General features: G+C 36.4%; 24 protein-coding genes and 1 pseudogene. 10 read left to right on the top strand and 15 right to left on the bottom strand.

The annotated features are described in order from the left end of the window. Window positions 1–251: 251 nt before the first annotated feature. The 5 genes and pseudogenes from AC0L3W_RS08580 to AC0L3W_RS08560 form a co-directional block, all read left to right on the top strand. Window positions 252–1010: an adenylate/guanylate cyclase domain-containing protein gene (locus AC0L3W_RS08580; RefSeq protein WP_409439172.1), complete on the top strand. Its 759-nt coding sequence runs from the start codon at window positions 252–254 to the stop codon at window positions 1008–1010. Beyond that, window positions 1011–1526, top strand: coding sequence for a Pycsar system effector family protein (locus AC0L3W_RS08575; protein ID WP_409439173.1), 516 nt, complete (start codon window positions 1011–1013; stop codon window positions 1524–1526). Window positions 1527–1775: 249 nt separating this feature from the next. Next, window positions 1776–2423, top strand: a complete 648-nt coding sequence (locus AC0L3W_RS08570) for a hypothetical protein (protein WP_409439174.1) — start codon at window positions 1776–1778, stop codon at window positions 2421–2423. Window positions 2424–2540: 117 nt separating this feature from the next. Beyond that, window positions 2541–2855, top strand: coding sequence for an FRG domain-containing protein (locus AC0L3W_RS08565; RefSeq protein ID WP_409439175.1), 315 nt, complete (start codon window positions 2541–2543; stop codon window positions 2853–2855). Window positions 2856–2998: 143 nt separating this feature from the next. Then, window positions 2999–3130 (top strand): annotated as a pseudogene (locus AC0L3W_RS08560) (transposase); the annotation flags it as partial. 311 nt (window positions 3131–3441) lie between these two features. Here AC0L3W_RS08560 and AC0L3W_RS08555 read toward each other — a convergent pair. Together AC0L3W_RS08555 and AC0L3W_RS08550 are read right to left on the bottom strand one after the other, a co-directional pair. Then, window positions 3442–4026, bottom strand: a complete 585-nt coding sequence (locus tag AC0L3W_RS08555; RefSeq protein ID WP_409439176.1) for a Z-ring associated ZapG family protein — start codon at window positions 4024–4026, stop codon at window positions 3442–3444. 279 nt (window positions 4027–4305) lie between these two features. Further along, window positions 4306–4560: a hypothetical protein gene (locus AC0L3W_RS08550; protein WP_290039859.1), complete on the bottom strand. Its 255-nt coding sequence runs from the start codon at window positions 4558–4560 to the stop codon at window positions 4306–4308. A gap of 413 nt (window positions 4561–4973) precedes the next feature. Between AC0L3W_RS08550 and AC0L3W_RS08545 the strand changes: the two genes are divergently transcribed. After that, complete coding sequence (locus tag AC0L3W_RS08545; protein ID WP_409439177.1) at window positions 4974–5984, top strand: transposase; 1011 nt, start codon at window positions 4974–4976, stop codon at window positions 5982–5984. A 415-nt stretch (window positions 5985–6399) separates the two neighbouring features. Here the strand turns inward: AC0L3W_RS08545 and AC0L3W_RS08540 are convergent, their stop codons facing one another. The 6 genes from AC0L3W_RS08540 to AC0L3W_RS08515 form a co-directional block, all read right to left on the bottom strand. After that, entirely contained in the window at window positions 6400–6759 is a 360-nt protein-coding gene (locus tag AC0L3W_RS08540; protein ID WP_290039857.1) for a roadblock/LC7 domain-containing protein, read from the bottom strand. A 17-nt stretch (window positions 6760–6776) separates the two neighbouring features. Next, a complete protein-coding gene (locus AC0L3W_RS08535) occupies window positions 6777–7190 on the bottom strand; it encodes a roadblock/LC7 domain-containing protein (protein WP_290039856.1) in 414 nt (137 codons plus the stop codon). Between the two features lie 5 nt (window positions 7191–7195). Continuing rightward, window positions 7196–7744 (bottom strand): GTP-binding protein, encoded by a 549-nt coding sequence (locus AC0L3W_RS08530; RefSeq protein ID WP_409439178.1) that lies wholly within the window; start codon window positions 7742–7744, stop codon window positions 7196–7198. A gap of 2 nt (window positions 7745–7746) precedes the next feature. Then, on the bottom strand, window positions 7747–8643 hold the full coding sequence (locus tag AC0L3W_RS08525) for a hypothetical protein (protein ID WP_409439179.1): 897 nt from the start codon (window positions 8641–8643) through the stop codon (window positions 7747–7749). 408 nt (window positions 8644–9051) lie between these two features. Then, entirely contained in the window at window positions 9052–9549 is a 498-nt protein-coding gene (locus tag AC0L3W_RS08520) for an Hsp20 family protein (RefSeq protein ID WP_409439180.1), read from the bottom strand. 170 nt (window positions 9550–9719) lie between these two features. Then, window positions 9720–10619, bottom strand: coding sequence for a LysR family transcriptional regulator (locus AC0L3W_RS08515; protein ID WP_409439181.1), 900 nt, complete (start codon window positions 10617–10619; stop codon window positions 9720–9722). A 123-nt stretch (window positions 10620–10742) separates the two neighbouring features. Between AC0L3W_RS08515 and AC0L3W_RS08510 the strand changes: the two genes are divergently transcribed. Next, entirely contained in the window at window positions 10743–11903 is a 1161-nt protein-coding gene (locus tag AC0L3W_RS08510; RefSeq protein WP_409439182.1) for an alpha-hydroxy acid oxidase, read from the top strand. Window positions 11904–11991: 88 nt separating this feature from the next. On the opposite strand, the gene AC0L3W_RS08505 is transcribed toward AC0L3W_RS08510, so the two are convergent. The 3 genes from AC0L3W_RS08505 to queC form a co-directional block, all read right to left on the bottom strand. Further along, entirely contained in the window at window positions 11992–12696 is a 705-nt protein-coding gene (locus AC0L3W_RS08505; protein WP_409439183.1) for a DUF3581 domain-containing protein, read from the bottom strand. 172 nt (window positions 12697–12868) lie between these two features. Then, window positions 12869–13522 (bottom strand): cupin domain-containing protein, encoded by a 654-nt coding sequence (locus tag AC0L3W_RS08500; protein ID WP_409439184.1) that lies wholly within the window; start codon window positions 13520–13522, stop codon window positions 12869–12871. A 28-nt stretch (window positions 13523–13550) separates the two neighbouring features. Then, complete coding sequence (gene queC, locus AC0L3W_RS08495; RefSeq protein WP_290039848.1) at window positions 13551–14213, bottom strand: 7-cyano-7-deazaguanine synthase QueC; 663 nt, start codon at window positions 14211–14213, stop codon at window positions 13551–13553. Window positions 14214–14299: 86 nt separating this feature from the next. Between queC and queE the strand changes: the two genes are divergently transcribed. Further along, on the top strand, window positions 14300–14977 hold the full coding sequence (gene queE, locus AC0L3W_RS08490; protein WP_409439185.1) for a 7-carboxy-7-deazaguanine synthase QueE: 678 nt from the start codon (window positions 14300–14302) through the stop codon (window positions 14975–14977). A 90-nt stretch (window positions 14978–15067) separates the two neighbouring features. Here queE and AC0L3W_RS08485 read toward each other — a convergent pair whose 3' ends face one another. Beyond that, window positions 15068–15928: a polysaccharide lyase family 7 protein gene (locus AC0L3W_RS08485; protein ID WP_409439186.1), complete on the bottom strand. Its 861-nt coding sequence runs from the start codon at window positions 15926–15928 to the stop codon at window positions 15068–15070. Window positions 15929–16145: 217 nt separating this feature from the next. Here AC0L3W_RS08485 and AC0L3W_RS08480 point away from each other — a divergent pair, with 217 nt between their 5' ends. After that, window positions 16146–17273, top strand: a complete 1128-nt coding sequence (locus AC0L3W_RS08480; protein ID WP_409439187.1) for a M14 family metallopeptidase — start codon at window positions 16146–16148, stop codon at window positions 17271–17273. Between the two features lie 65 nt (window positions 17274–17338). Here AC0L3W_RS08480 and AC0L3W_RS08475 read toward each other — a convergent pair whose 3' ends face one another. The 3 genes from AC0L3W_RS08475 to AC0L3W_RS08465 all read right to left on the bottom strand — a co-directional run bounded on the left by AC0L3W_RS08475 (window position 17339) and on the right by AC0L3W_RS08465 (window position 20082). After that, window positions 17339–18586, bottom strand: a complete 1248-nt coding sequence (locus tag AC0L3W_RS08475; RefSeq protein ID WP_409439188.1) for a protein kinase domain-containing protein — start codon at window positions 18584–18586, stop codon at window positions 17339–17341. A 135-nt stretch (window positions 18587–18721) separates the two neighbouring features. Next, window positions 18722–19444 carry a heparan-alpha-glucosaminide N-acetyltransferase gene (locus AC0L3W_RS08470; protein WP_409439189.1) on the bottom strand — a complete coding sequence of 241 codons (723 nt, stop codon included), beginning with the start codon at window positions 19442–19444 and terminating at the stop codon, window positions 18722–18724. 23 nt (window positions 19445–19467) lie between these two features. Next, a complete protein-coding gene (locus AC0L3W_RS08465) occupies window positions 19468–20082 on the bottom strand; it encodes a LysE/ArgO family amino acid transporter (protein WP_409439190.1) in 615 nt (204 codons plus the stop codon). Between the two features lie 104 nt (window positions 20083–20186). Here AC0L3W_RS08465 and AC0L3W_RS08460 point away from each other — a divergent pair, with 104 nt between their 5' ends. Beyond that, a complete protein-coding gene (locus AC0L3W_RS08460; protein WP_290039841.1) occupies window positions 20187–21110 on the top strand; it encodes a LysR family transcriptional regulator ArgP in 924 nt (307 codons plus the stop codon). Window positions 21111–21130 lie beyond the last annotated feature (20 nt).

Below are 21130 nucleotides of genomic sequence, written 5' to 3'. Positions count from 1 at the left end.
TCCCGCGCTGTCCGAGGGAATGCATAGATGTTGATTTTTACTAGTTCAGTCTATTTGAAACCTATTTGCTATGCTTTTCACTTTTCTATATGACTTATATTTCACGTTTTATTTCAAACTGTTGATTAAAATGATAATTGCAGTAATGTATATATATTATTTATCATTAGATATTTGCCATATTTCCGCGGGAAAGGTGACATTTTGTTATCTAATAATATTTTAGAAGCCCAAACAAAGTATGGATGCACATGCAAACTAAATATAAAGCCTACAGTCACATAGATAGTGCAAGTCGAATTGATGCAATCTTATCTGAATCAGATAGCTCCTTCCCCGAAGTAGACGAAATTCCTGCTTTAGATAAATTAACTTATAAAAATGGATTTTATGTAAATTGTACGGCACTTTTTGTGGATATTAGATCATCTTCAGAACTACCAAATAAACATAAGCGACCAACACTAGCCAAAATATACCGTTCGTATATTTCGGAGGTTGTTGCCATTATGAATGCAAACACTAACTGTTCTGAAATAAGAATTGATGGTGATTGTGTTAGCGGGATTTACAACACGCCTAAGCAACATCAAATAGATAGTGTTTTCAATGATGCGTATACGATAAATTCATTAATTAAAATTCTTAACTATAAATTTAAAAAGAAAAGCATCACTGAAATAGACATCGGTATAGGTATGGATTATGGACGAGCTTTAATGATTAAATCAGGGTTTAGTGGCAGTGCTCTCAATGAAGTAGTATGGATGGGGGATGTTGTAAACGGAGCTTCCAATTTATGCGGTAATGCTAACAAAGGCTGGGAGAATGAGGTTATCTTTGTTTCTGACGTAATTTACTCAAATTTGAATGAGCATAATAAGGGTCTACTATCTAAAAACTATGATCATGATTGCTATCATGGAAATGTTCTTAACACTCTGATGCAGGAGTGGTATGACGAAAACTGCAAAGATACAACAAATGGATTTAAAGGGTTATTTTATTAAATGCTTGATACGATAAGAGATACACTGTCAAAAGTGAACGACTGGGTAAAATTTGCTGAGGCAAAAAATGCAGCCAATATAGCATTCTGTTCAGCATCAATTTTTGGTGTAGTTCGGATTGTTTTAAGTAAGACTGAGTCGAGCATTTATATATACTTATACAGTTACTTTGTCGTATTCCTTTTATCTTTATCGCTATTTTTATCTTTAGTTTCATTTATGCCCAAACTTAAAACTCCTTGGGTTAAAATCGGCGAACGCGAAGATAATGATAATTTACTTTATTTTGGGCACGCATGTAAATATTCTGGCAGTAAGTACCTAGATAAGCTTTACCTAGGTAAGGCTGTAAATTCAGAAAATTATGAAATTGAATTAATGTACTGCGATCAAATTGTTGTTAACTCAAAGGTCGCGTACATTAAGTTTACTCAGTTTGATTTGGCTATTAAATTTACCATATCAGCCATAATATCTCCTTTGTACTGGCTTTACGATTATTGGCAGCGAAGCTAAAGGACTTCTAAACAGTCGTTCAAGCAGGGCAAATAACAGTTGGCTTTTCTCCTGCGTCGCTCATTATAGCCAACATTTTTTTGCCTCTTAACGAGGCGTTGAGGCTGTAGAATAACTCATTTTTTACAAACTAGAGTATATTTTCAGTTTTTAACACATTGTTTTAATTGATTATTAAATTTAATACATGGCTGTTTTTTCCTGAAATAGAGAAATTCTACAGCCTCGTTAAATGCATCAGGAGTTAAAATGAAGCTACATGATTTACTCAGAACTGAAGGCTTTCAAAGTAAGTTCGATAAAGAAGTATATTTTGAACAATATGGGGCTGAGTCTATAGATATGTTAGTTAAAAAAGAACCCGACATGTTTTATGAAATTGGAGGACAAGCTTGGATGAGATTCCAAGCTTCTGGTACTAAAGTCGATCCTCAGAAGTTACATAAAGACTTCCGTAGTAGGAATCCACTAGTTTATAGGAAAGTTGAAAAAATAATTAAGCGTAAAATAATCCAAGAAATATCCTTTTCATATGCTTATGTTCGCGATGAAAGTTTAGAAAATAATGAATGTTGCCAGCTTCTTTTATTTCGTCTGTGGCCAAATGAATTATTTATTGCTGACGTTGCATTTAGTAATCCCTACAAACCAGTTTCAGCTACTGATAAAAAATATCCTCATCATGAGTTTAGAGGTCTTGGACTATTCTCTTCTCACTTAGAAAAAATGGTCGAGTATTGCCTGTTAAATAAAGTATCGAAAATAACATTAACAACAGCTACAAATGGTCAAATACCATATTTTGAAAGTCATGGGTTTAAAATAGAAAATAGTGATTTTTCTAGAGAAGCATTCAAAATCGGTCAAGGCGTTCCAATGTACTACAAATGCATTTAACAAGGCATTTAAACGAAACTAAAACAGTGGGTTATGTTTCGCTTCGCTACACATTTTAACCCACTATTTTAGTCCGCTTAATGCGGCGTTAAATTCTAAATCTACTTGGGAGTTAAATTGGATATTAAAGAGACACAACTAGGTAGTTTGAGAACTTTATTAGGGGTTATACCTGAGCTTGAAGATAAAGATAGCTTCTTTTTCTTTCGAGGACACGCTAATAAACAGTTTTCATTGTTGCCTTCTATTTATAGAAAGCAATCTTGGTTTTCTAACGAACACAAGATCATTCGAGAGATCATTATGCGCTGCCCTGCCGAATTCAGCTCCATGGCAAGTAGTTTTGAAAAGTTAGTGAAAATGCAACATTATGATCTACCTACGAGGCTATTAGATCTTGAAAAATACTTGAAAAATACTGGACACCCATAAATTTTGACCATAAAAATACTGGACACCCATAAATTTTGACGGGTCATAATTACTCTTTTACCTTTTACCTTTTACCTTTTACCTTTTACCTTTTACCTTTTACCTTTTAGTGGTGTAGTTTTACATGCTAAGAGGTAGTTGTAATGACGCAGTCACGCCAATCTCAGGTATCTTTATCTGATACTCCTTACGACCATTGTATTTCCCGTTGTGTTCGTCGTGCTTATTTGTGTGGTGATTATATATATACAGAAACGTCTTTTGAGCATCGACGCCAGTGAGCCATTGTTAATCATCATCCTCAACTACTTAGTAAACTTGGCTTAGATGAAGCGACTTGGATAACATTAGACAGCCGATTTGGTAAAGATTACCAAGTTGCAGTTGGCTCTTTAGAAGAGTTAGCGTCATTCGAAGAGCACACAGGTAACTTCTGGATAGCGAGTAAAAACCAACTGCGACCACAAATCCTTTAATTTCCTGTAAGTCGGCATAAAAGTCTTGGCTGTCCAGTATCATTCATTTATGGGAGGAGTGCAGTCGTAATGATTATTATGACTGCATTTTGACAGGTTTCTAATTAATTTTACTTTGTTTCTTCTTTTTTAATTTCAGAGGCAGTTGCTTCAACTACTTCAGATTTTACTTCAGTTTCAGTGATTTCAATTTCTTCTGGTTTCACTTCAGTTTCGGTGGCTTCAACTTCACCTGTTTTAACTTCTGTTTCGGTGGCTTCAACTTCATCTGTTTTCACTTCAGTTTCGGTGGCTTCAACTTCATCTGTTTTCACTTCAGTTTCGGTAATTTCAACTTCATCTGTTTTTACTTCAGTCTCAGTGATTTCAATTTCTTCACCTGTGTTCTCTGTTTCTTTTAATAATGGAAATTGAGTAGCTGCGGTTTCACCTAACAATGACTGTGATTGGTCTGCCATGTGGTTGTAAAGAGCTTGATAGCTATTAGCCACTTGTCCCATTAGTTCTGCGCTACTATTAAAGTGGTCATTGACTTGTGCTTTGTATTTTTCCAATTCTATTTTGTTTTTATCGAGCTCTTCTTGTTGTTTAGAAGATTTGCTTCTGCCCAGTGTTAAATGATAAATAAGAAAGCCAATAAGACCACCGGCAATAAACGCTAGGAGTAAAGGTATCAATTCATTCGATTCGTTCATATTTATTTCCCTATATTGATATGGTTGTGGATGATAAGCATCAAGGCTATTTGATAATGAAAGTTATTCTGTATCTGGCTAATAATTGATTAACTATACTATAAATAGCGTTTATATAAGGTGATCAAAGCAGAAAGTGTGCGACATCCAGAACTTTGATGTCTGATATTTTCAGCTCTACATTTTAGATATATCGTTTTTTCACGGCAATAAATATTAGCTGTCCACAATCAATAATATCCTCCACAATCAATAACTCATCCATGAGCATTGCTCTATTTAGTCATTACCCATAGATAATTCTGCTTCGATTTGTTCTACGTAATTTTTTGTTGAAAACAATGGCAGTGGGCGACTTAAACCGAAAAAAGCATTGATATGTTTAATAGCGGGTAACTTTCCACTTTCTTTTAATACTGCAGTGGTTGTTGCCTTAAGTTCAGCTAAATTGATGCTATGCTCCTGTGCAAATTTTTCCACTGGTTTATACGTTGTTTTATCTGAAAAGATATTTGCGAAGTCGCTGTATCCCATTATTTTATATCCTTAAATATCAATGTTATTGTGGCGTTAGTTATTTTCAATAAGCATTGCTTACAGAAACTAAATCACCTGAAAGAGGAAGTATGTGACATCCATAATTTTTTGACTACTTATTTTTTGAGTTTTACTTGTTGTTTATGTTGTGCATAAGACTGCTAATTACAGCTGTATTTGACGTTGTATTTGAAGGTGTAATATATGCGGTGTAAATAAATATAGGTGTAACTAAAGTAAAGTACAAAATAGTTAAAACAAAATAGTTAAAACAAAATAGTAGAGAAACAAAATAGTAGAGAAACAAAATAGTAGAGAAACAAAATAGTAGACACCCATAACTTTTGACGGGGCATAATTACTCTTCTATCTTTTAGTGATGTAGTTTTACATGCTAAGAGGTAGTTATTATGACGCAGTCACGCCAATCTCAGGTATCGTTATCTGATACTCCTTACTATCATTGTATTTCCCGTTGTGTTCGTCGTGCTTATTTGTGTGGTGAGGATATATATACAGAAACGTCTTTTGAGCATCGACGCCAGTGGGTCATTGAGCGTATGCATTATTTGGCTTCTATTTTTAATATCGATATTTGTGCCTATGCAATCATGTCCAATCACTATCACTTAGTGCTACATGTTGATGAACAACTTAATCATCAGTTAACGAATGAAGAGGTATGTGAACGGTGGTGTCAATTATATTCTAAACCTGTTTTGATTGAGCGATGGTTGAGTGACCAAATAAGCTCAGTCGCGGAAACTAAAGCTGCGTTAGCGGTTATCAGTGGCTGGCGAGAGCGTCTAATTGATATTTCTTGGTTTATGCGCTGCTTAAATGAATTTATAGCGCGTAAAGCGAATAAAGAAGATAAATGCTCTGGTCGGTTTTGGGAAGGGCGTTTTAAGTCTCAAGCGTTGTTAGATGAAGATGCGTTAGTCACTTGCATGGCCTACGTCGATTTGAACCCTATTCGTGCCAAGATGCATGATTCTGTAGAAAACGCTGAGTATACATCGGCTTATGAACGTATACATGGAGTGGCACAAGTAAAAGATAATCCATCAGCCTATCGCTTTAAGAAAAAGCCTTTATTTGGTTTTGTTGGTGATGTCTGTGAATGTGATGCAGATAATAGCGTGCAAGGCATTGCTTTTTCTTTATTAGATTATTTAGAGCTCGTTGATTGGAGTGGGCGTATATTAAGAGAAGATAAGCGAGGAGCCATTGCTAATCATCATCCTCAACTACTTAGTAAACTTGGCTTAGATGAAGCGACTTGGATAACACTAGCTAGTCGATTTGGTAAAGATTACCAAGGTGCAGTTGGCTCTTTAGAAGAGTTAGCATTATTCGCAGAGCACACAGGTAAATGCTGGATAGCGAGTAAAAACCAACTGCGACGACCAACCCATTAATTTCCTGTAAGCCGACACAATCAAAACATAATTAGCATTCGCTAATGGTTTCCATGCGCAAGATTCATGATTTATTTAAAAATGAGCCTTATTTATTTGTTTTAGACACTTAAAAAGTATATCCGTTAATATCCCTAGTGATTTGAGTGACCATATTTAGGTCTGTTTCATATTTTAAATATTTGGCTGTCCAGTATAAGAGGATTTGAGCAATCATGTTTCATATTTTAAAAGTTATGGGCTGCGTGTGATCTGCCCCAGGCTGGTTAGAGAAGTTGTTTTGACAAAATAGATGTAAGGATGGATATGAGGTTTTTTGCTTAAATAAAAAAAGAGTATGCTTATTGATAAGGTACTCTTTCTGTTTAGCAAGAATTTAAAATATAGATATCTATATTTTAAATTATCTTGAGTTTTATATTGTTAAGCTAGACTCAACGCTGTTAACTTTAATACGTGCTAATGCTAAGTTAGCAACTGATTTGTTTAATACTAAATAAATAAACAAGTCAGGGTTTGAAGTTACAGGTGTGATGATGTGGTATTGTCTATTAAGTGTTATTAATATATCGTCAATACTATCTTCAAGCTTTAATTCCTTGATTGCACGTTTTTTAGCTGATACTACTTCTGTGTTTACAGCAGCCGCTAAATCTAGATCAATACCATCGCCTGCTTTACCAAGTACCATGCCTGAGTTACTGTCAACAATACATGCTGCAATAGAACCATTAATTTCTAATAGTTCAGTTAAGCTTTTTTGAATATCTGCCATTTTTCTCTTCCGTTAGTTTAGTTATCATCATTAAGAATGTTTTGAATCAGCGTGCAACATTGCTTTGCTGAAAAAAGCAACTCACCAAGTAGTTTATTATCTTCAGAAATAAACGTCATAACAACTGTAGTTGCTTTAGTTTGTATTGTACACCAAATTATTTTTTTCAAATTACTTTCAAGTATTAGCATGTCACAGTCATCACCTGAAATTTCATGAGAAATAGATTTCGCAAGGGCATGAATTGAACCACTCATCGCCGATAACTTTTCATTTGAAATATTGTTGGACTTAGAAGAGGCAATACAAAAGCCATCTGTGGTCGAAATAACTGCTGAATTGATATGTTGCGTGTTGTCTACAAAGCTTTGTAAAACTGAATTTATTTCATCAATTTTATTAGCCCCAAAAAATTTTTCAACTAAAAGCATTATATTCATTCTCCTAGAGTATATTTTGATTCACAAAGACTAATTAAACCATCTAATAATATCAGCACGTCGTTTTTTTGTCGTACATCAACAGTAAATACAGGTATAGATAGACCCTTTGATTTGAGGTAGTCATGATAAGCTAAAACATCAACTTCATCATTTAGGTCTCTTTTAGTAATGCCTATGACTGCTTTTGATTGAGTAATTAAATCAGAGAAACCATTTAGGTATATATCTAGGTTAGCTAAAGGGGTTGATATAGAGTTATCGATTAAAATAATAACGCCTAATGCCCCATCAGAAATAACTGACCACATAAAGCTTAATCGTTCTTGACCTGGTGTACCATAAAGTAAAAGCTTAGATTCATCACTTAATGTTAAAGTGCCAAAGTCCATTGCCATAGTGGTTAATTCTTTATTGCTTTGTTCTGTATCATTATTATCAACTTCTGTTGATACTGGCTCTATTTCACTAATTGACTTTATTGCAGTTGTCTTGCCTGAGCCCATTGATCCTGCAAAAATTATTTTTTCTGTTAATTGTGTCATTACTAAATCCCTAATGATGAACGAATGCGTTTGAATAACTGTAATCGATTATTTTTTTCTGGTTTATCATTTATAGTTTGTGGTTCTTCTTTAGTATTTGTACTGGTTAATAAACCAATTGAAGTCAATTCATCAATAAATCGCAATAACCTCTGCTTTTCAGTTGGGCCACCTAAAAAGTTTTCCATTTGTTTTAAAGACATTTGCTGTGCCATTAATCGGGTCGCTAATGGAATAATTCTATCCCCTTTTGTCAAATCATTAAAATCTGGCCAAGTAGTTAGTTTATAAAAAAGCTTTTCGGTTTCAGGTTGGCTAGTTGTCTCTGTTGCTAATGCTTTATCAAAAACAATATTTTCAATAGGGGCTTCTGATTCAAAAGGAAGTGAATTAATATCAAATGACGGAGATTTTTCATTGTCAGTTATTTTTCTGAGTTCTTCTTGATGGGAGGCTGTTAATCTTGATAACTCTTCTTGATGAGAGGTGACTAATCTAGCCATCTCTCTTTGGTTGTCTTCTTTAAACTTTCTAATCGATTGAATGACAGATTTTTCATTTTCACGTTTTTGAATAAGCTGTTTTTCTAAACTCTTTATTAATACTTTATGTTTATCAATTACTTGTTGACAAGATTCAAGTTCAGACAATAATATATTCTCTATTTCGAGAGAAATTAAAATTTGTTTTTCATTTGAAGAATCAACTAAGTTTTGAACCGCTGTTATAACATCATTATTTTGTTGTAACAAAGAGTGTTCTAAACCTTTCTCTTTATCCATTCTTTTACGGTATTCCCGTAAAACAGCTGTTTTTTCTTCAGGGGTATTTTTAAGAAGAATTGAAAGATATAAATCGCTATTATTACTATTTGATAATTCTTTATGTGTTATGTCCATATTCACATCCAACCTCAATTGCAGCTTACTTAAATTAGGTAATATTATACATGTAATTATGATTTATATAGGGGAAAATACAAAGAATAACAATAATTAGCGCTCTTAAATTATTAATAGTTATTTTGTTTGAGTATGTAATGTAGAACTGCTTTAAAAAACGGAAGTGTAATGTGCCTATACATTTTTAATGCCTAATATTTTTAGTGGCGTTTTTAATCATATTATATTTATATTTTACGAGTCATTGTTAATACTCATCTTTTCATATCAGATGTCGCTATTCATCATTAGCGTTATAGTTGAATGTGCGATGTATGGTTTCAATAACTTTAAGGCTGTCTTCAGTATAGAGGCAGTTTGACTGCCTCTATTGTATGCCCACTTTATCCTATTGATAAAAAGCTTTTAAGCGACTTTGTCTTTATTTTTACTGTTATCGTTAATCACTTTTTCTTGTTTTTGGTGAGTTAAAGATTTATCCACTTGATTGATTGAAATCTTTTTAGGTTTCATGGTTTCTGGGATCTCTTTGACCAAGTTAATATTTAACAAACCATTAGAGAGATCTGCGCCTGTTACTTCAACATAATCTGCTAAATTGAATTTACGTTCAAAAGATTGATTTGGAATCCCTTGATGTAAATATTTGCGCTCTTCTTGCGTATTATGTTTATTGCCTGAAACACTTAATACGCCTTTTTCAACTTGAATATCTAACTCGTCTTGTGAGAAACCTGCTACGGCAAGTGATATCGTATACTCATTTTCACCCTGGACTTCGATATTATAAGGTGGATAACCTGATGCTTTTGTATCTGTGCTTAATGCGTTATCAATCAGTGAGGCTAAACGATCAAAGCCAACACTGTTGCGGTAAAGAGGAGTTAAATCAATTGTATTCATAATAAGTCTCCTTGGAGTAAATAAAATAAAACAATAAGCGATGAGTCGTTATCAATGTGTCATCGCATCACACTATTATATTTAGGGTGGCTAAAAATAGTTTTCAAGAGCTAAAGTAAAATTTTTTAATAAAATTTATAAAGAGTGTATTCGTCTTATTTTTTGTTTGACTAAAAATATTCTTTTTTGTGTTGATAGGCTTGTTTAATATGCGCGATTAAGCGTTTTAGTTTTTCTGGTAAATGTTTGGTGAAAGGATAGATGGCGTAAACACCGAGTTGCCTTGGCGTATAATCAGGGAGAATGGTAACGAGTTCGCCTTTTTGTAAATCTGGATACACACAACACCGAGGTACGTAAACGATGCCAAATCCAGCTAATGCTGCTTTACGTAATGCTTGCGCGTTGTTAGTGGCTAAATTACCGCTAATACGCACCGTTTCTGCTATGCCATCTTTAGTAAACCGCCAATCGAAAGAACCTTGAGCCTGATAAGTATAAGCAAGGCAATTGCGTGTTTTTAAGTCTTCAAGGCTTGTCACTTCACCGTGCTTTTTTTGATAGTCGGGTGAACAACACACTACCCAGTTAGATTGAATTAACGGCTTTGCAATTAAACTCGAGTCTTCTAATGTACCAGTACGTACTGCTAAATCTAACCCTTCCTCAACTAAGTTAACAAAGTTATTTTCAAGGCGTATATCCACAGTAATATTAGGATACAAGTCACAAAAATCAGCAATTGCTTCGGCCAGTAGCAATTCGCCAGAGATAGTGGGAACAGATATTTTGATATGACCACTTAACCCTTGGCTAAAAGCAGAAACAGAGGCAATAGCATCACTGACTTGCCCCTTAATATTTTTGGCATGAATATATAAGTTTTCTCCAGCTTCCGTCAAACTCAGGCGTCGCGTGGTACGGTGAATTAATTGTACCCCTAATGCTTTCTCTAATTTGGTAATTCTTTTGCTTAATGCTGGCTTTGATAAATCAGCGAGTTGTGCTGCTTTACTGAAAGATCCATTGTCCGCCACGTATACAAATAAGGTTAAATCTGCTGAGTTCATAGTGATTACGACGTTTTGGGAAAGAGTTTATTATTTTATGTTGTATTTATCGCAAATAAAACCAGGACTATAGTGAATGACAGGTGCTGATTCACAAATATTCAATAAAGAAGGAATACTGCTGTGACCTTGTCATTCATGAGATTAAAAGACTGCCATAACTTTCAAGATTTTCGTACTTTGGCAAAAAAGCGTTTGCCCAGTCCTATTTTTAATTATATTGATGGTGGGGCTGATGATGAAACCACTTACCGTCGTAATACCAGTGCTTTTGAAACCTGTGACTTAATACCGAATGTATTAACAGGGGTTAAAGAGGTAGATTTATCAGTAACAGTAATGGGGCAAAAACTAGATATGCCAATATATTGTTCACCTACGGCATTACAACGTTTATTTCATCATCAAGGTGAGAGAGCTGTAGCAGCGGCTGCAGAGAAATACGGGACTATGTTTGGCGTGTCTTCATTAGGCACTGTCAGCATGGAGGAAATAGCTAAACAGACCAATACACCACAAGTTTATCAATTCTATTTTCATAAAGACCGGGCTTTGAATAAAGCAATGATGGAGCGTGCTAAATCAGCCGGGGTAGAAGTCATGATGCTAACCGTTGATTCCATCACAGGAGGCAACCGCGAGCGTGATTTAAGAACGGGTTTTTCAATTCCATTTAGGCTGAATTTAAGTGGTATGTTGCAGTTTGTATTGAAGCCGATGTGGGGAATTAATTATGTAACTCATGAGCCTTTTAGCCTGCCTCAACTTGATCAACATGTGAATATGGGGAGCGGAGCTACGTCGATTGGTGACTACTTTACGACTATGCTAGATCCGTCAATGAATTGGGATGATGTCGCTGAGATGGTGAAATTTTGGGATGGTCAATTTTGTTTGAAAGGGATCATGAGTAAGGAGGATGCAAGAAAAGCTGTCGAAATAGGTTGTACAGGTATTGTCATCTCTAATCATGGCGGCCGACAGTTAGATGGATCTCGCAGTTCTTTTGATCAGTTAGCTGAAATTGTAGAAGAGGTTGGCGATGAGATTGATGTGATTTTTGATAGTGGAATACAGCGTGGAACCCATGTTTTAAAAGCCTTGTCACTGGGTGCAAAAGCAGTAGGAATAGGGCGAATGTATTTATACCCATTGGCAGCCGCTGGTCAACCGGGTGTTGAAAAGGCATTAGGTTTGATGCGAGCAGAGTTGGAGCGAGATATGAAGTTGATGGGGAAAACATCAATAGACCAATTATCCAGTGATAATTTGCGATTTCGTTAATGTGTTGTGAGGTTTAGCTGTTCAGAATAATAAATATAAGCACCAATCATTAATATGTTGGTGCCATTTTAGGGGGATTAACGCTAGATTAAAATGCGTTACGATTTGCTAGGTAATTATCAGCAAAGGCGGTAATAGCATCATGGTCATAAGGTTTTAAACCACCAACAACTACGGTTTTAATACCACGCCCAATGATTTTATCACCGTCATAAATATCAAAATGTAAGAATTCGTTAGCACGTTTTGATTCCACTTCAAGCTTACTTTCAGCTAATTCTACGCGCAGGGGATTGGTCAAGGTAAGACTATCAAATTCAAAGCTCATGCTGTTGTACATCACTAATGGACGAGCTGGGTTAAACATGACTTGATGTTTTTTCATTAACGGCATTAATAGCGCTGGGAAGTTTTGACCAGAAAATACAACGTAGTTTTTTATTAACGATTCAATTAAGTCTAGGTCTCGTGTCATTTGACCTGACTTGCTGATTTCTAGTACGCTTTTGCCTTGCGCATTAGTGACAATAATATCGTCGCTTGTTGCTTCAGGGAAAGTTAATGGAATATTGTCACCTACCATGTTGGTGAAAGTGAAGCTCATTGATTTGCTTACACCGTATTCTTTTAATGCTAATGAAAACAATAGATCGCCAGGTACACAGAATCTTTTTGAGTCAGGATCATGGATAGGGTTAAAGTCTTGGCATTCTTTTTTGGCAAAAATGCTTGCTTGCTCTGCACTGATGGTGATGTTGCTGTCTTGCTGGATATAATAAGGATCTAGTAACATTTCAGCTCTCTGATTTAAAACGTATGAATAGGAAAAAGCATGCCAAATAAAGGCGTAACTTCACATTTTATAAAAAAAATCATTGATTTGGAATAGCAGAGCTTGAAATAGTTGAATATTGGCGCTGATCCTGCTTGTTTTATTAACCGTTACCCTCTATCTATAAAGTGGGCTATAACGGTAGGTGACCTGTCTTAACCAAAATGATTGTTTCTTCTTCAACAAACGGATTGTGTTCACTCATGTGTGGGCTGCGAATCCAAGTATGTCTTGGGTAAAGACCAAACTCATCTTGGAAAGTTCCTGAAATGACTAAGATCTCCTCCCCTCCAAAATGTTTATGTGGTTTAAAATGTTCTCCTGCTGGCCATTTCACCAGTGCAGTATGTTGCCCTTCAAAGTCATGCAAAGGCATCACTTGTAAATTACCGATACCCTGTAACCAAGGAGCTTGTTGCGTATTGATACGTATAGTTTGGCAGTCGGTATCATCAAATTGATTGAGTTTTACAAAAATTAAACAACCCGGTTCACTGAAAGGTTTATGGCGACTGTTTGGAGGGTTACGTAGGTAAGTACCTGCTGGATAATCGCCATCTTGGTCAGAAAATACACCTTCTAATACAAAAATTTCTTCACCTTGTGGATGAGGGTGCTCACTAAAGTATGACTGCGGGGCATATTCTACAATACTAGTTATGTGCACTTCATCTTCGGATCTGGCTAATGGTTTACGCAATACGCCCGCCATTGGACTTTTTATCCAATCTTGTTGTTGCGTATTGATGACTACCTTTTGGGTAAAGTCGATATTAATATTAGCCATATTATTCCTTAGTATTAAACCTTTATACTTAAGCTTCGTAGCTAATTGGGTCGCTTAAGCCATTCTTAGCGAAGGCTTCTAAACGTTCTTTACAGCTACCACATTCGCCACAGGCTTTTTCACGGCCGTTATAACAGGTCCATGTTTTGCTGTAATCTAGGCCCATTCTGAGTCCATCTTTTAAGATGCCTACTTTATCGCTCTTCAAGTAAGGTGAGTGAATTTCTGTTTTTTCGTAATTAGCTACTGCTGCTACTTCATTCATTTTTTCAACAAAGATAGGGCGGCAATCAGGGTAGATTTCATGGTCACCTGAATGTGCTCCGTAATATACTTTTTCAGCACCAATAGAAACTGCGTAACCCACTGCTAAAGAAAGTAAGATCATATTGCGGTTAGGCACCACGGTATTCACCATGTTGTTATTGTCATAATCACCCGTTGCGACCTCAATAGAGCTATCTGTGAGAGAAGACCCGCCAATTAATTGGTTAATTGCAGTGATGTCGATAATTTTATGGTTGATATTAAGTGATTCACAAACCTCACTGGCCATTTGAATCTCTTTTACATGGCGCTGACCATAATCAAAAGTAAGCGCAAAAGGGGTTAACCCTTCTTCAATGGCTTTATGTAAAACAGTATAAGAGTCCATACCACCAGAATAAATAACCACGACCTTTTTGCTCATAACGCTTGTGTTTCCTATTGTATTCACTTATAAACAGCCCAAATAAAAAGTGAGCAAGTATATTCAAAAGAAGGCATGTTACGTCAATGAGTCAAAACTATAAAGTAAATGAATTATTTCAAACTATTCAAGGCGAAGGTTTTTATACTGGGGTGCCTGCTATTTTTGTTCGTTTACAAGGTTGTGATGTTGGCTGTGCATGGTGTGATACTAAGCATACTTGGGAAATTGATCCGGATAAAAAGTCTGATTTAGTTATTGTTACGGATAAAAGTAATGAGTCTGACCGTTGGGCTGACTGTTCTGCTAAAGAGATTGTTGATGAAATAAAACGTTTAGGTTATACCGCTAATTTAATCGTTATCACTGGCGGTGAGCCTTGTATGTATGACCTACGAGAGCTTACTCAAGTGTTGCATGAGTTTGGTTTTACGATTCAAATTGAAACAAGTGGAACTTACCCGGTATTAGTGGATCAACAAACTTGGGTGACGTTATCGCCTAAAGTAAATATGCGCGGTAAAAAAGAGGTGTTAAAAGAGGCCTTGCAACGCGCCAATGAAATTAAGCACCCAGTGGGTACTGAAAAGGATATTGAACAATTAGATGCACTATTAGCAAAACTAAAGTCAGTATCCGATAAAACCATTAGCTTGCAGCCCATCTCACAAAAAGCCAAGGCAACGGCTTTATGTATGAAAGTGTGTATCGAGCGTAATTGGCGTTTATCGGTACAAATGCATAAGTATTTACAGATTGATTAGTCTATTAACATTTATTGGTTCTGTTTTGTAGCGGAAGTGAAGTGTTAACCCTGCTTATAAGGCGCACAAAGGTTAACACTCGTTATTGATTTACTCAGTTTCAGTCGCTTTGTATTGTAATTTGTAGAAGTGTGCTTCACTCATACCATTGGTAAATTGATTATAAACACCTGCTTTAAAGTAGCTTAGTAGATGGCGCCAGTAATCGATATCATGCTGTACAAGACGTTCACCATCGACGTCAATCAGCAGTTTTTTATTTCCTACCGTGATATCAAATGCTGTTGCTTTACCAATTGGTGCTTTGCCTAAGTCATATTTCTTATAAGCAACATCTGCCTTACACATCTCTTTATCTTTATTCTTTTTACCAAAAGTCCCTTTACAAATAACTGCATTATTTTTCACAATACCCCAAAAGTGACCTTTTACGCCGTTGTTATTCTCTTTCCAAACAACACGCAATAATGGATGTGGCACATTATGTGTGCCTTGGTTATCTAAACCTTTGTTGTGTACCTGTAAGAAGGTGATCTCATTCTGTTTAGAATCAGAATCTTTCATCGAACCCATTGGATCAATAATCTCTACTTCTGCACTGAGTGTGTAATGTTTATTAGGTAAGTCGGTACGAAAGTTGTTATGAACGCGCACTTCATTACGTAGGTGTGTTTGCTTCATCTTAAACACTAAGGCTTCACTGTTTTTATCAACATAAAAGTAAGGATTCACAATGCCACTGAAGTCACCATCTAATGCAAAATATTCCTTGTTACCTTTTTTACCTTCAGGGTCTGAAATCTGTAATTCAGAGGCTTTCAAAACGGACTGAAACTGCGAATAGTTAACCGGTTCGCCTAATCTACCATCAGGGTTTGAGAACGTTACGTTAGCCTGAGCGAAAGAAGTAAATGCGAGTAATACTGGAATAATAAATTGGTTATGTTGCATCGTTAATTGCCTTATTCATTTTAATAATCTAGTCATATTGTAGTATTAATTTAAATTAGCATATCAAGTCAGCCAGTGATGAGCGTGAGCGCAAATTTTGGTTATCATATTTATCTTTTTTAATTGTTTATGACCTAGCGCATTATCTTAAAGACTTGTTGTTATGGTGTAATCAGTTATGCTCAAAACTCTTTAAGATATTCATAAAGGAAAGGTTATGCGAATTACCGCTAATTTCGATTCAGGGAACATCGAAGTCATTAATTTGGAAGATAAAAAAGATGTTCAACTCGCTATTCGCCCAGATGTCGGTAACGAGTTTTTTCAATGGTTTAACTTTCGTGTAGAAGGAGAAGTAGGCGAACAATATGTATTGAATATTGTTAATGCTGGTGAGGCTTCTTATTTAGAAGGCTGGGAAAATTACCAAGCCGTCGCTTCTTATGATCGTCAACACTGGTTCCGTTTACCAACTTTCTATAAAGATGGTAAATTAAGCATTGTGGTTAATATGGATTGCGAAAATATACAAATTGCTTATTTCGCACCTTATAGTTACGAACGCCATCAAGATTTATTAGCTGCAGTGCAAATGCACCCGCTAGTTAGTTTAGCTCATTTAGGAGAAACCTTAGATAAGCGTGATTTAACATTGGTTAAAGTAGGGGATGATGATCCTAATAAGCGTAATATTTGGATAACTGCACGTCAACATCCTGGTGAAACCATGGCGGAATGGTTAGTGGACGGTTTGCTACACAGTTTATTAGACAGTGATAATGCAACGGCTAAATTATTGTTGGATAAAGCGAATTTCTACATCGTGCCTAATATGAATCCAGATGGAAGCGTACGTGGGCATTTACGTACTAATGCAGCTGGCATTAACTTAAACCGAGAATGGTTAAACCCAAGTCTAGAAAAAAGCCCAGAAGTCTTTCATGTTATTAATAAAATGAAAGAAACAGGGGTTGATCTCTTTTATGATGTGCACGGCGATGAGGCTTTACCATTTGTGTTTCTTGCGGGTTCACAGGGGACGCCAAGTTACAGTGATCGACTTGCTCAGCTACGTGATAAATTCTCTGAAGTATTTAAGTTAGCGAGTGCAGATTTTCAATCTGAGTTTGGTTATGACGTTGATGCACCAGGTGAAGCGAATATGACAGTAGCAACAAACTGGGTCGCAGAGCAATTTGATTGTTTAGCCAACACATTAGAAATGCCGTTTAAGGATAACGATAACGTGCCAGATCCTACTATGGGGTGGTCTCCAGAGCGCTCTATCAAACTTGGGGAGGCATCATTAGTAGCAATGTTAGCTGTAGTGGATGACTTGCGTTAATCTACTATTTTAGATGCCTGAGTAACTTAAAGTCTTTAAGTTACTCAGTTACTGTCCATTAAGCCTTATTGGGTTAATACTTTTAGCGCTAGATATTCATGGTCTTCTTTATCTTCAGCACGGCAAACACTTAATAGATCGTCAATAAAGTGAATTAACGCTCGTTCTTCTATCTCTTTAATAGTGCTTTGAATAATAGGTAACAACCCTTGATAAGTACTGGCGGCACCAAAGTCTCCAAAAATAATATTGCCCTGTGTATCAAATAGTGTGTTGTGAGCATATAAATCACCATGGCAAACCTGCTTATCATGTAAGTGCTCAAACACGGTTTGCATCTGCTCGACTAATTTTTTGATGGTTGAGATAGGTAACTCAAATCCGGCTGCAAAGGTATCGCGAGTACAAGTATCAAAATTAGGTGGTAAACCTAGGTTTTTAAAGCATGCTGGAATCAGCTCCATTACTAAGGCTAATTGTTCTGGTTGAGCAACTTGAGCAATCGGTTTGACTAAATTACGGTGTTCTCCCACTCTTAGGCAAGCATCCAGTTCATCTTGAGGATAACCATCACTCGTTACTTCGCCTTTAAAGACTTTAACAGCGATCTCCGTAGGGTAAGCTTTATCCTGGTTAGCTGTTGCAGCCCACTTGGCTTTATAAATAATGCCTGAGGCACCTTGACCAAGCACTTCTTGTAATTCAAATTGCGAGGCATCAATCATAGGAATTGCATGTTGTTTTTGTTCGTTACAGCAGAATGGATTACCAGCAAAGGCAAACCAAGCTAGTTTAGGCAGGTTTAACACTTGGATCGGAAATGCCAATAATTGATTCGCAGAGATACGTAATAACTCTAAATTTAATAGTTGATCCGTACTTTTAGGCAAGCGTTTAAGTTGATTACCGGCCAAAGCTAGTTTTTGTAAACGAGTCCGGTAACCTAGTGCTTCTGGTAGTTGGGTTATTTGGTTATCAGTTAAAATCAACCAACGTAATTGTTGCGGTAATGATTCGCCGGTAACCGTAACAATTTGATTTGATTTAAAGCCAACCATTTCTAAATTAGGACAAGTACCTAATACGTCAGGCAATTCAGTAAAACGGTTATTAGAGGCAAAAATAATCTTTAAATGAGTAAGCTGCGCTATCTCTTTTGGCAAACTACTGAGCAGGTTGTTTGATAGGTCTAATATTTCTAAGGTATCGGCTAAAGTTAAAATTTCCATTGGAAACTCTGTTAACGATTCAACTAACTGTAAACGTTTAATTCCAAGTAATTTCCCAGATTTTAACTGTGCAAGCGTATGCAAAATAAGTTTCCTAATAACGGTACATTTAAGTAAGTAGCAACATAATATAATAAATAGTGGATGAGTGCCCGTTTGAAGATGCCTTGAAGCTGACCAAAGTGGGGGACTCGCGATAATAATAGATGAGTTTTTTATTTATGCTTTACTGATGACTAGCATTATCCCGTACATAATAGGTTGATGTAGTATATAAATGGCCAATGAGTGTTGACCTAATCTCGCTAAGCTATTGGTAATATTATTGTTTTGTATTTTTAGGTTAAATAATGACTTATGCATTAAATATATGCCAATTAATACCGATGCAATCCACGGGACAAAGCTTACTAGGTCGATAGTTTTCGTTGGGATATGTAGATTGTGAACTGACCACTCCCATATTGGCTTCATACTAATCCAGCCTAGTTGGTAGGTAATTAAGCAGCTCACGCCTAAAATAAGCGCAATGTTTGGAAAGCGTGAAAATATAGCTGCAATAGGGAGGGCCACTGCAATAAAGTGGATAATACCGAAGTAGACCCAAGCATTAGGGTACATGAATACGCTACCGACAGTAATTAACCAAGCTACAAACACTAGTTTCATTGTCGATTTAGTTAATTTGAGCCATCGGATTTGCTGCGAATAGACGAGGTAACTGCTCATACCTACGGCAAGTAAAAAACCGCTGACAATAACTCTTCTAAAGATACGCCATTCAAGTTGTGTACTTGTATTAATATCCCACCAGTCAAACACAGCTAGGTTATAACAAAAGTGGAAGATGACCATCAATATAATGGCACTTCCACGTAATAAATCCACTTCAAAGATGCGCTCTTTTAGCCTTAGGTGGGGAGTTTTTTTCTGTATAACCATGTATTACGCATTCTTATTATGTATTAATTCGTTAATACATAATATAGCAAATAAGTCGCTAATACCCACATCATACAAGCTATTACAAAATCGATTATTTGCTGACTTCTCGGTTTAGAAAGAATAGGAGCTAGCTTTTGACCTAATAAAGACAGACCAAAGAACCAAATGAATGAAGCACTTACGCCGCCTAATACAAACCAAGGGCGTTGCTCTACCGTTAAGTTAGCAGCAAAACCACCTAAGATAACCACAGTATCAATATACACATGCGGATTAAGAATAGTAAAAGCGCAACAAGCTAATAGAATCGCTTTAAAATTACGGTTTTTATGTTCACCATTAAGGTTGTTTCCACCTTGAGTGGCACTTTTAAAAGAGAGGAAACCATAATAATACATGAACACAGCACCTAGAATACCAATACCCGTGAGTAACCAAGGGTTAGTATTGAATACTTTTGCTCCGCCCCAAACACCAACGGACATAAATACGGCATCGGCTATAGAGCAAAACCCTGCCACAAATAAGTGGTATTGGCGACGAATCCCCTGATTAAGGACAAACGCATTTTGCATACCTATTGGCATAATTAAAGTTGCCATCAAAGTGAGGCCGGTAAAGTAAGTAGTGAGCATAGGATTCCAGTCGATGATTGTTAGTTGTCGCTACTATAGTTTTTTTCTGTATGTTAGTGTATCTAATAAATTTAATGATTAATAAGTTTTACTAATGATTGGCAATGAGTGGAGACATCGCGATGGATTTAAGCCAAATAGATTATAAATTATTGAAAGCATTGGATGCAGTAGTGATGGAACAAAGTTTTGAACGTGCTGCTCAACGGTTATTTATTACTCAATCTGCAATTTCACAGCGTATTAAAACATTAGAAAAGCAGTTTGGAGAGCCATTATTAATTCGTTCTACGCCGCCTCAATCCTCGCCCTTAGGCCGTACTCTCTTGGGCCACTATCAACGTGTACTGCAATTGGAGATGGAGTTAAATCAACAACTAGACCTGCAAACCAACCAAGCCCTCACTTTGCCGTTAGCGGTGAATGCGGATAGTTTAGCTAGTTGGTTAATTACTGCATTGAGTCCAATTATTCAGCAACAACATGTACAACTTAATCTATTTGTACAAGATGAGTCAACGACGTGGGAGCGTATGCGTAGCGGTGAAGCATTGGCATGTTTAACGAGTAAAGCTAAGGCTATTAGCGGTAGTGATAGCTATTTTCTTGGATACATGGAATATGTTTGTGTTGCCAGCCCAAGCTTTATTAAACGATTTTTTAAAAATGGAGTAAACAGAGAGAGTTTACAACACGCGCCGGCTATGTCTTTTGATCAGCATGATGATATGCATTTTGCGTTTATGCGTGAGCACTTTCAATTACAGATGGGGCATTATCCTTGCCATACTATTCGCTCTTCGGAAGCATTTGTCGACTTAACTCTTGCTAGCGGCGCTTATAGTTTTAATACGACCTTTAGTGTTGAGCAACACCTTCAGAGTGGTGCGCTGGTGGACTTATTGCCTAAACAGAGAGTGCGTGTTCCGTTATATTGGCATTGCTGGCAATTAGGTGGTGAACTGATGAAACAGGTGACTGAACAAGTGGTTCAATATTCGCGTCATGTGCTTAATCAAAGCGGCTAAGTGAGCACTGTGCGAGTGCT

Source organism: Psychromonas sp. KJ10-5, from assembly GCF_055808325.1.
The sequence above is the reverse complement of the archived record's forward strand: the minus strand, read 5'-3'. Positions and strand labels throughout refer to the sequence as shown.

What these genes read in the sequence shown, in the direction of transcription:
- AC0L3W_RS08580 (WP_409439172.1), top strand. Translation starts at nt 252, where the DNA reads ATGCAAACTAAATATAAAGCCTACAGTCACATAGATAGTGCAAGTCGA.
- AC0L3W_RS08575 (WP_409439173.1), top strand. Translation starts at nt 1,011, where the DNA reads ATGCTTGATACGATAAGAGATACACTGTCAAAAGTGAACGACTGGGTA.
- AC0L3W_RS08570 (WP_409439174.1), top strand. Translation starts at nt 1,776, where the DNA reads ATGAAGCTACATGATTTACTCAGAACTGAAGGCTTTCAAAGTAAGTTC.
- AC0L3W_RS08555 (WP_409439176.1), bottom strand. Translation starts at nt 4,026, where the DNA reads ATGAACGAATCGAATGAATTGATACCTTTACTCCTAGCGTTTATTGCC.
- AC0L3W_RS08550 (WP_290039859.1), bottom strand. Translation starts at nt 4,560, where the DNA reads ATGGGATACAGCGACTTCGCAAATATCTTTTCAGATAAAACAACGTAT.
- AC0L3W_RS08545 (WP_409439177.1), top strand. Translation starts at nt 4,974, where the DNA reads ATGACGCAGTCACGCCAATCTCAGGTATCGTTATCTGATACTCCTTAC.
- AC0L3W_RS08540 (WP_290039857.1), bottom strand. Translation starts at nt 6,759, where the DNA reads ATGGCAGATATTCAAAAAAGCTTAACTGAACTATTAGAAATTAATGGT.
- AC0L3W_RS08535 (WP_290039856.1), bottom strand. Translation starts at nt 7,190, where the DNA reads ATGCTTTTAGTTGAAAAATTTTTTGGGGCTAATAAAATTGATGAAATA.
- AC0L3W_RS08530 (WP_409439178.1), bottom strand. Translation starts at nt 7,744, where the DNA reads ATGACACAATTAACAGAAAAAATAATTTTTGCAGGATCAATGGGCTCA.
- AC0L3W_RS08525 (WP_409439179.1), bottom strand. Translation starts at nt 8,643, where the DNA reads ATGGACATAACACATAAAGAATTATCAAATAGTAATAATAGCGATTTA.
- AC0L3W_RS08520 (WP_409439180.1), bottom strand. Translation starts at nt 9,549, where the DNA reads ATGAATACAATTGATTTAACTCCTCTTTACCGCAACAGTGTTGGCTTT.
- AC0L3W_RS08515 (WP_409439181.1), bottom strand. Translation starts at nt 10,619, where the DNA reads ATGAACTCAGCAGATTTAACCTTATTTGTATACGTGGCGGACAATGGA.
- AC0L3W_RS08505 (WP_409439183.1), bottom strand. Translation starts at nt 12,696, where the DNA reads ATGTTACTAGATCCTTATTATATCCAGCAAGACAGCAACATCACCATC.
- AC0L3W_RS08500 (WP_409439184.1), bottom strand. Translation starts at nt 13,522, where the DNA reads ATGGCTAATATTAATATCGACTTTACCCAAAAGGTAGTCATCAATACG.
- queC (WP_290039848.1), bottom strand. Translation starts at nt 14,213, where the DNA reads ATGAGCAAAAAGGTCGTGGTTATTTATTCTGGTGGTATGGACTCTTAT.
- queE (WP_409439185.1), top strand. Translation starts at nt 14,300, where the DNA reads ATGAGTCAAAACTATAAAGTAAATGAATTATTTCAAACTATTCAAGGC.
- AC0L3W_RS08485 (WP_409439186.1), bottom strand. Translation starts at nt 15,928, where the DNA reads ATGCAACATAACCAATTTATTATTCCAGTATTACTCGCATTTACTTCT.
- AC0L3W_RS08480 (WP_409439187.1), top strand. Translation starts at nt 16,146, where the DNA reads ATGCGAATTACCGCTAATTTCGATTCAGGGAACATCGAAGTCATTAAT.
- AC0L3W_RS08470 (WP_409439189.1), bottom strand. Translation starts at nt 19,444, where the DNA reads ATGGTTATACAGAAAAAAACTCCCCACCTAAGGCTAAAAGAGCGCATC.
- AC0L3W_RS08465 (WP_409439190.1), bottom strand. Translation starts at nt 20,082, where the DNA reads ATGCTCACTACTTACTTTACCGGCCTCACTTTGATGGCAACTTTAATT.
- AC0L3W_RS08460 (WP_290039841.1), top strand. Translation starts at nt 20,187, where the DNA reads ATGAGTGGAGACATCGCGATGGATTTAAGCCAAATAGATTATAAATTA.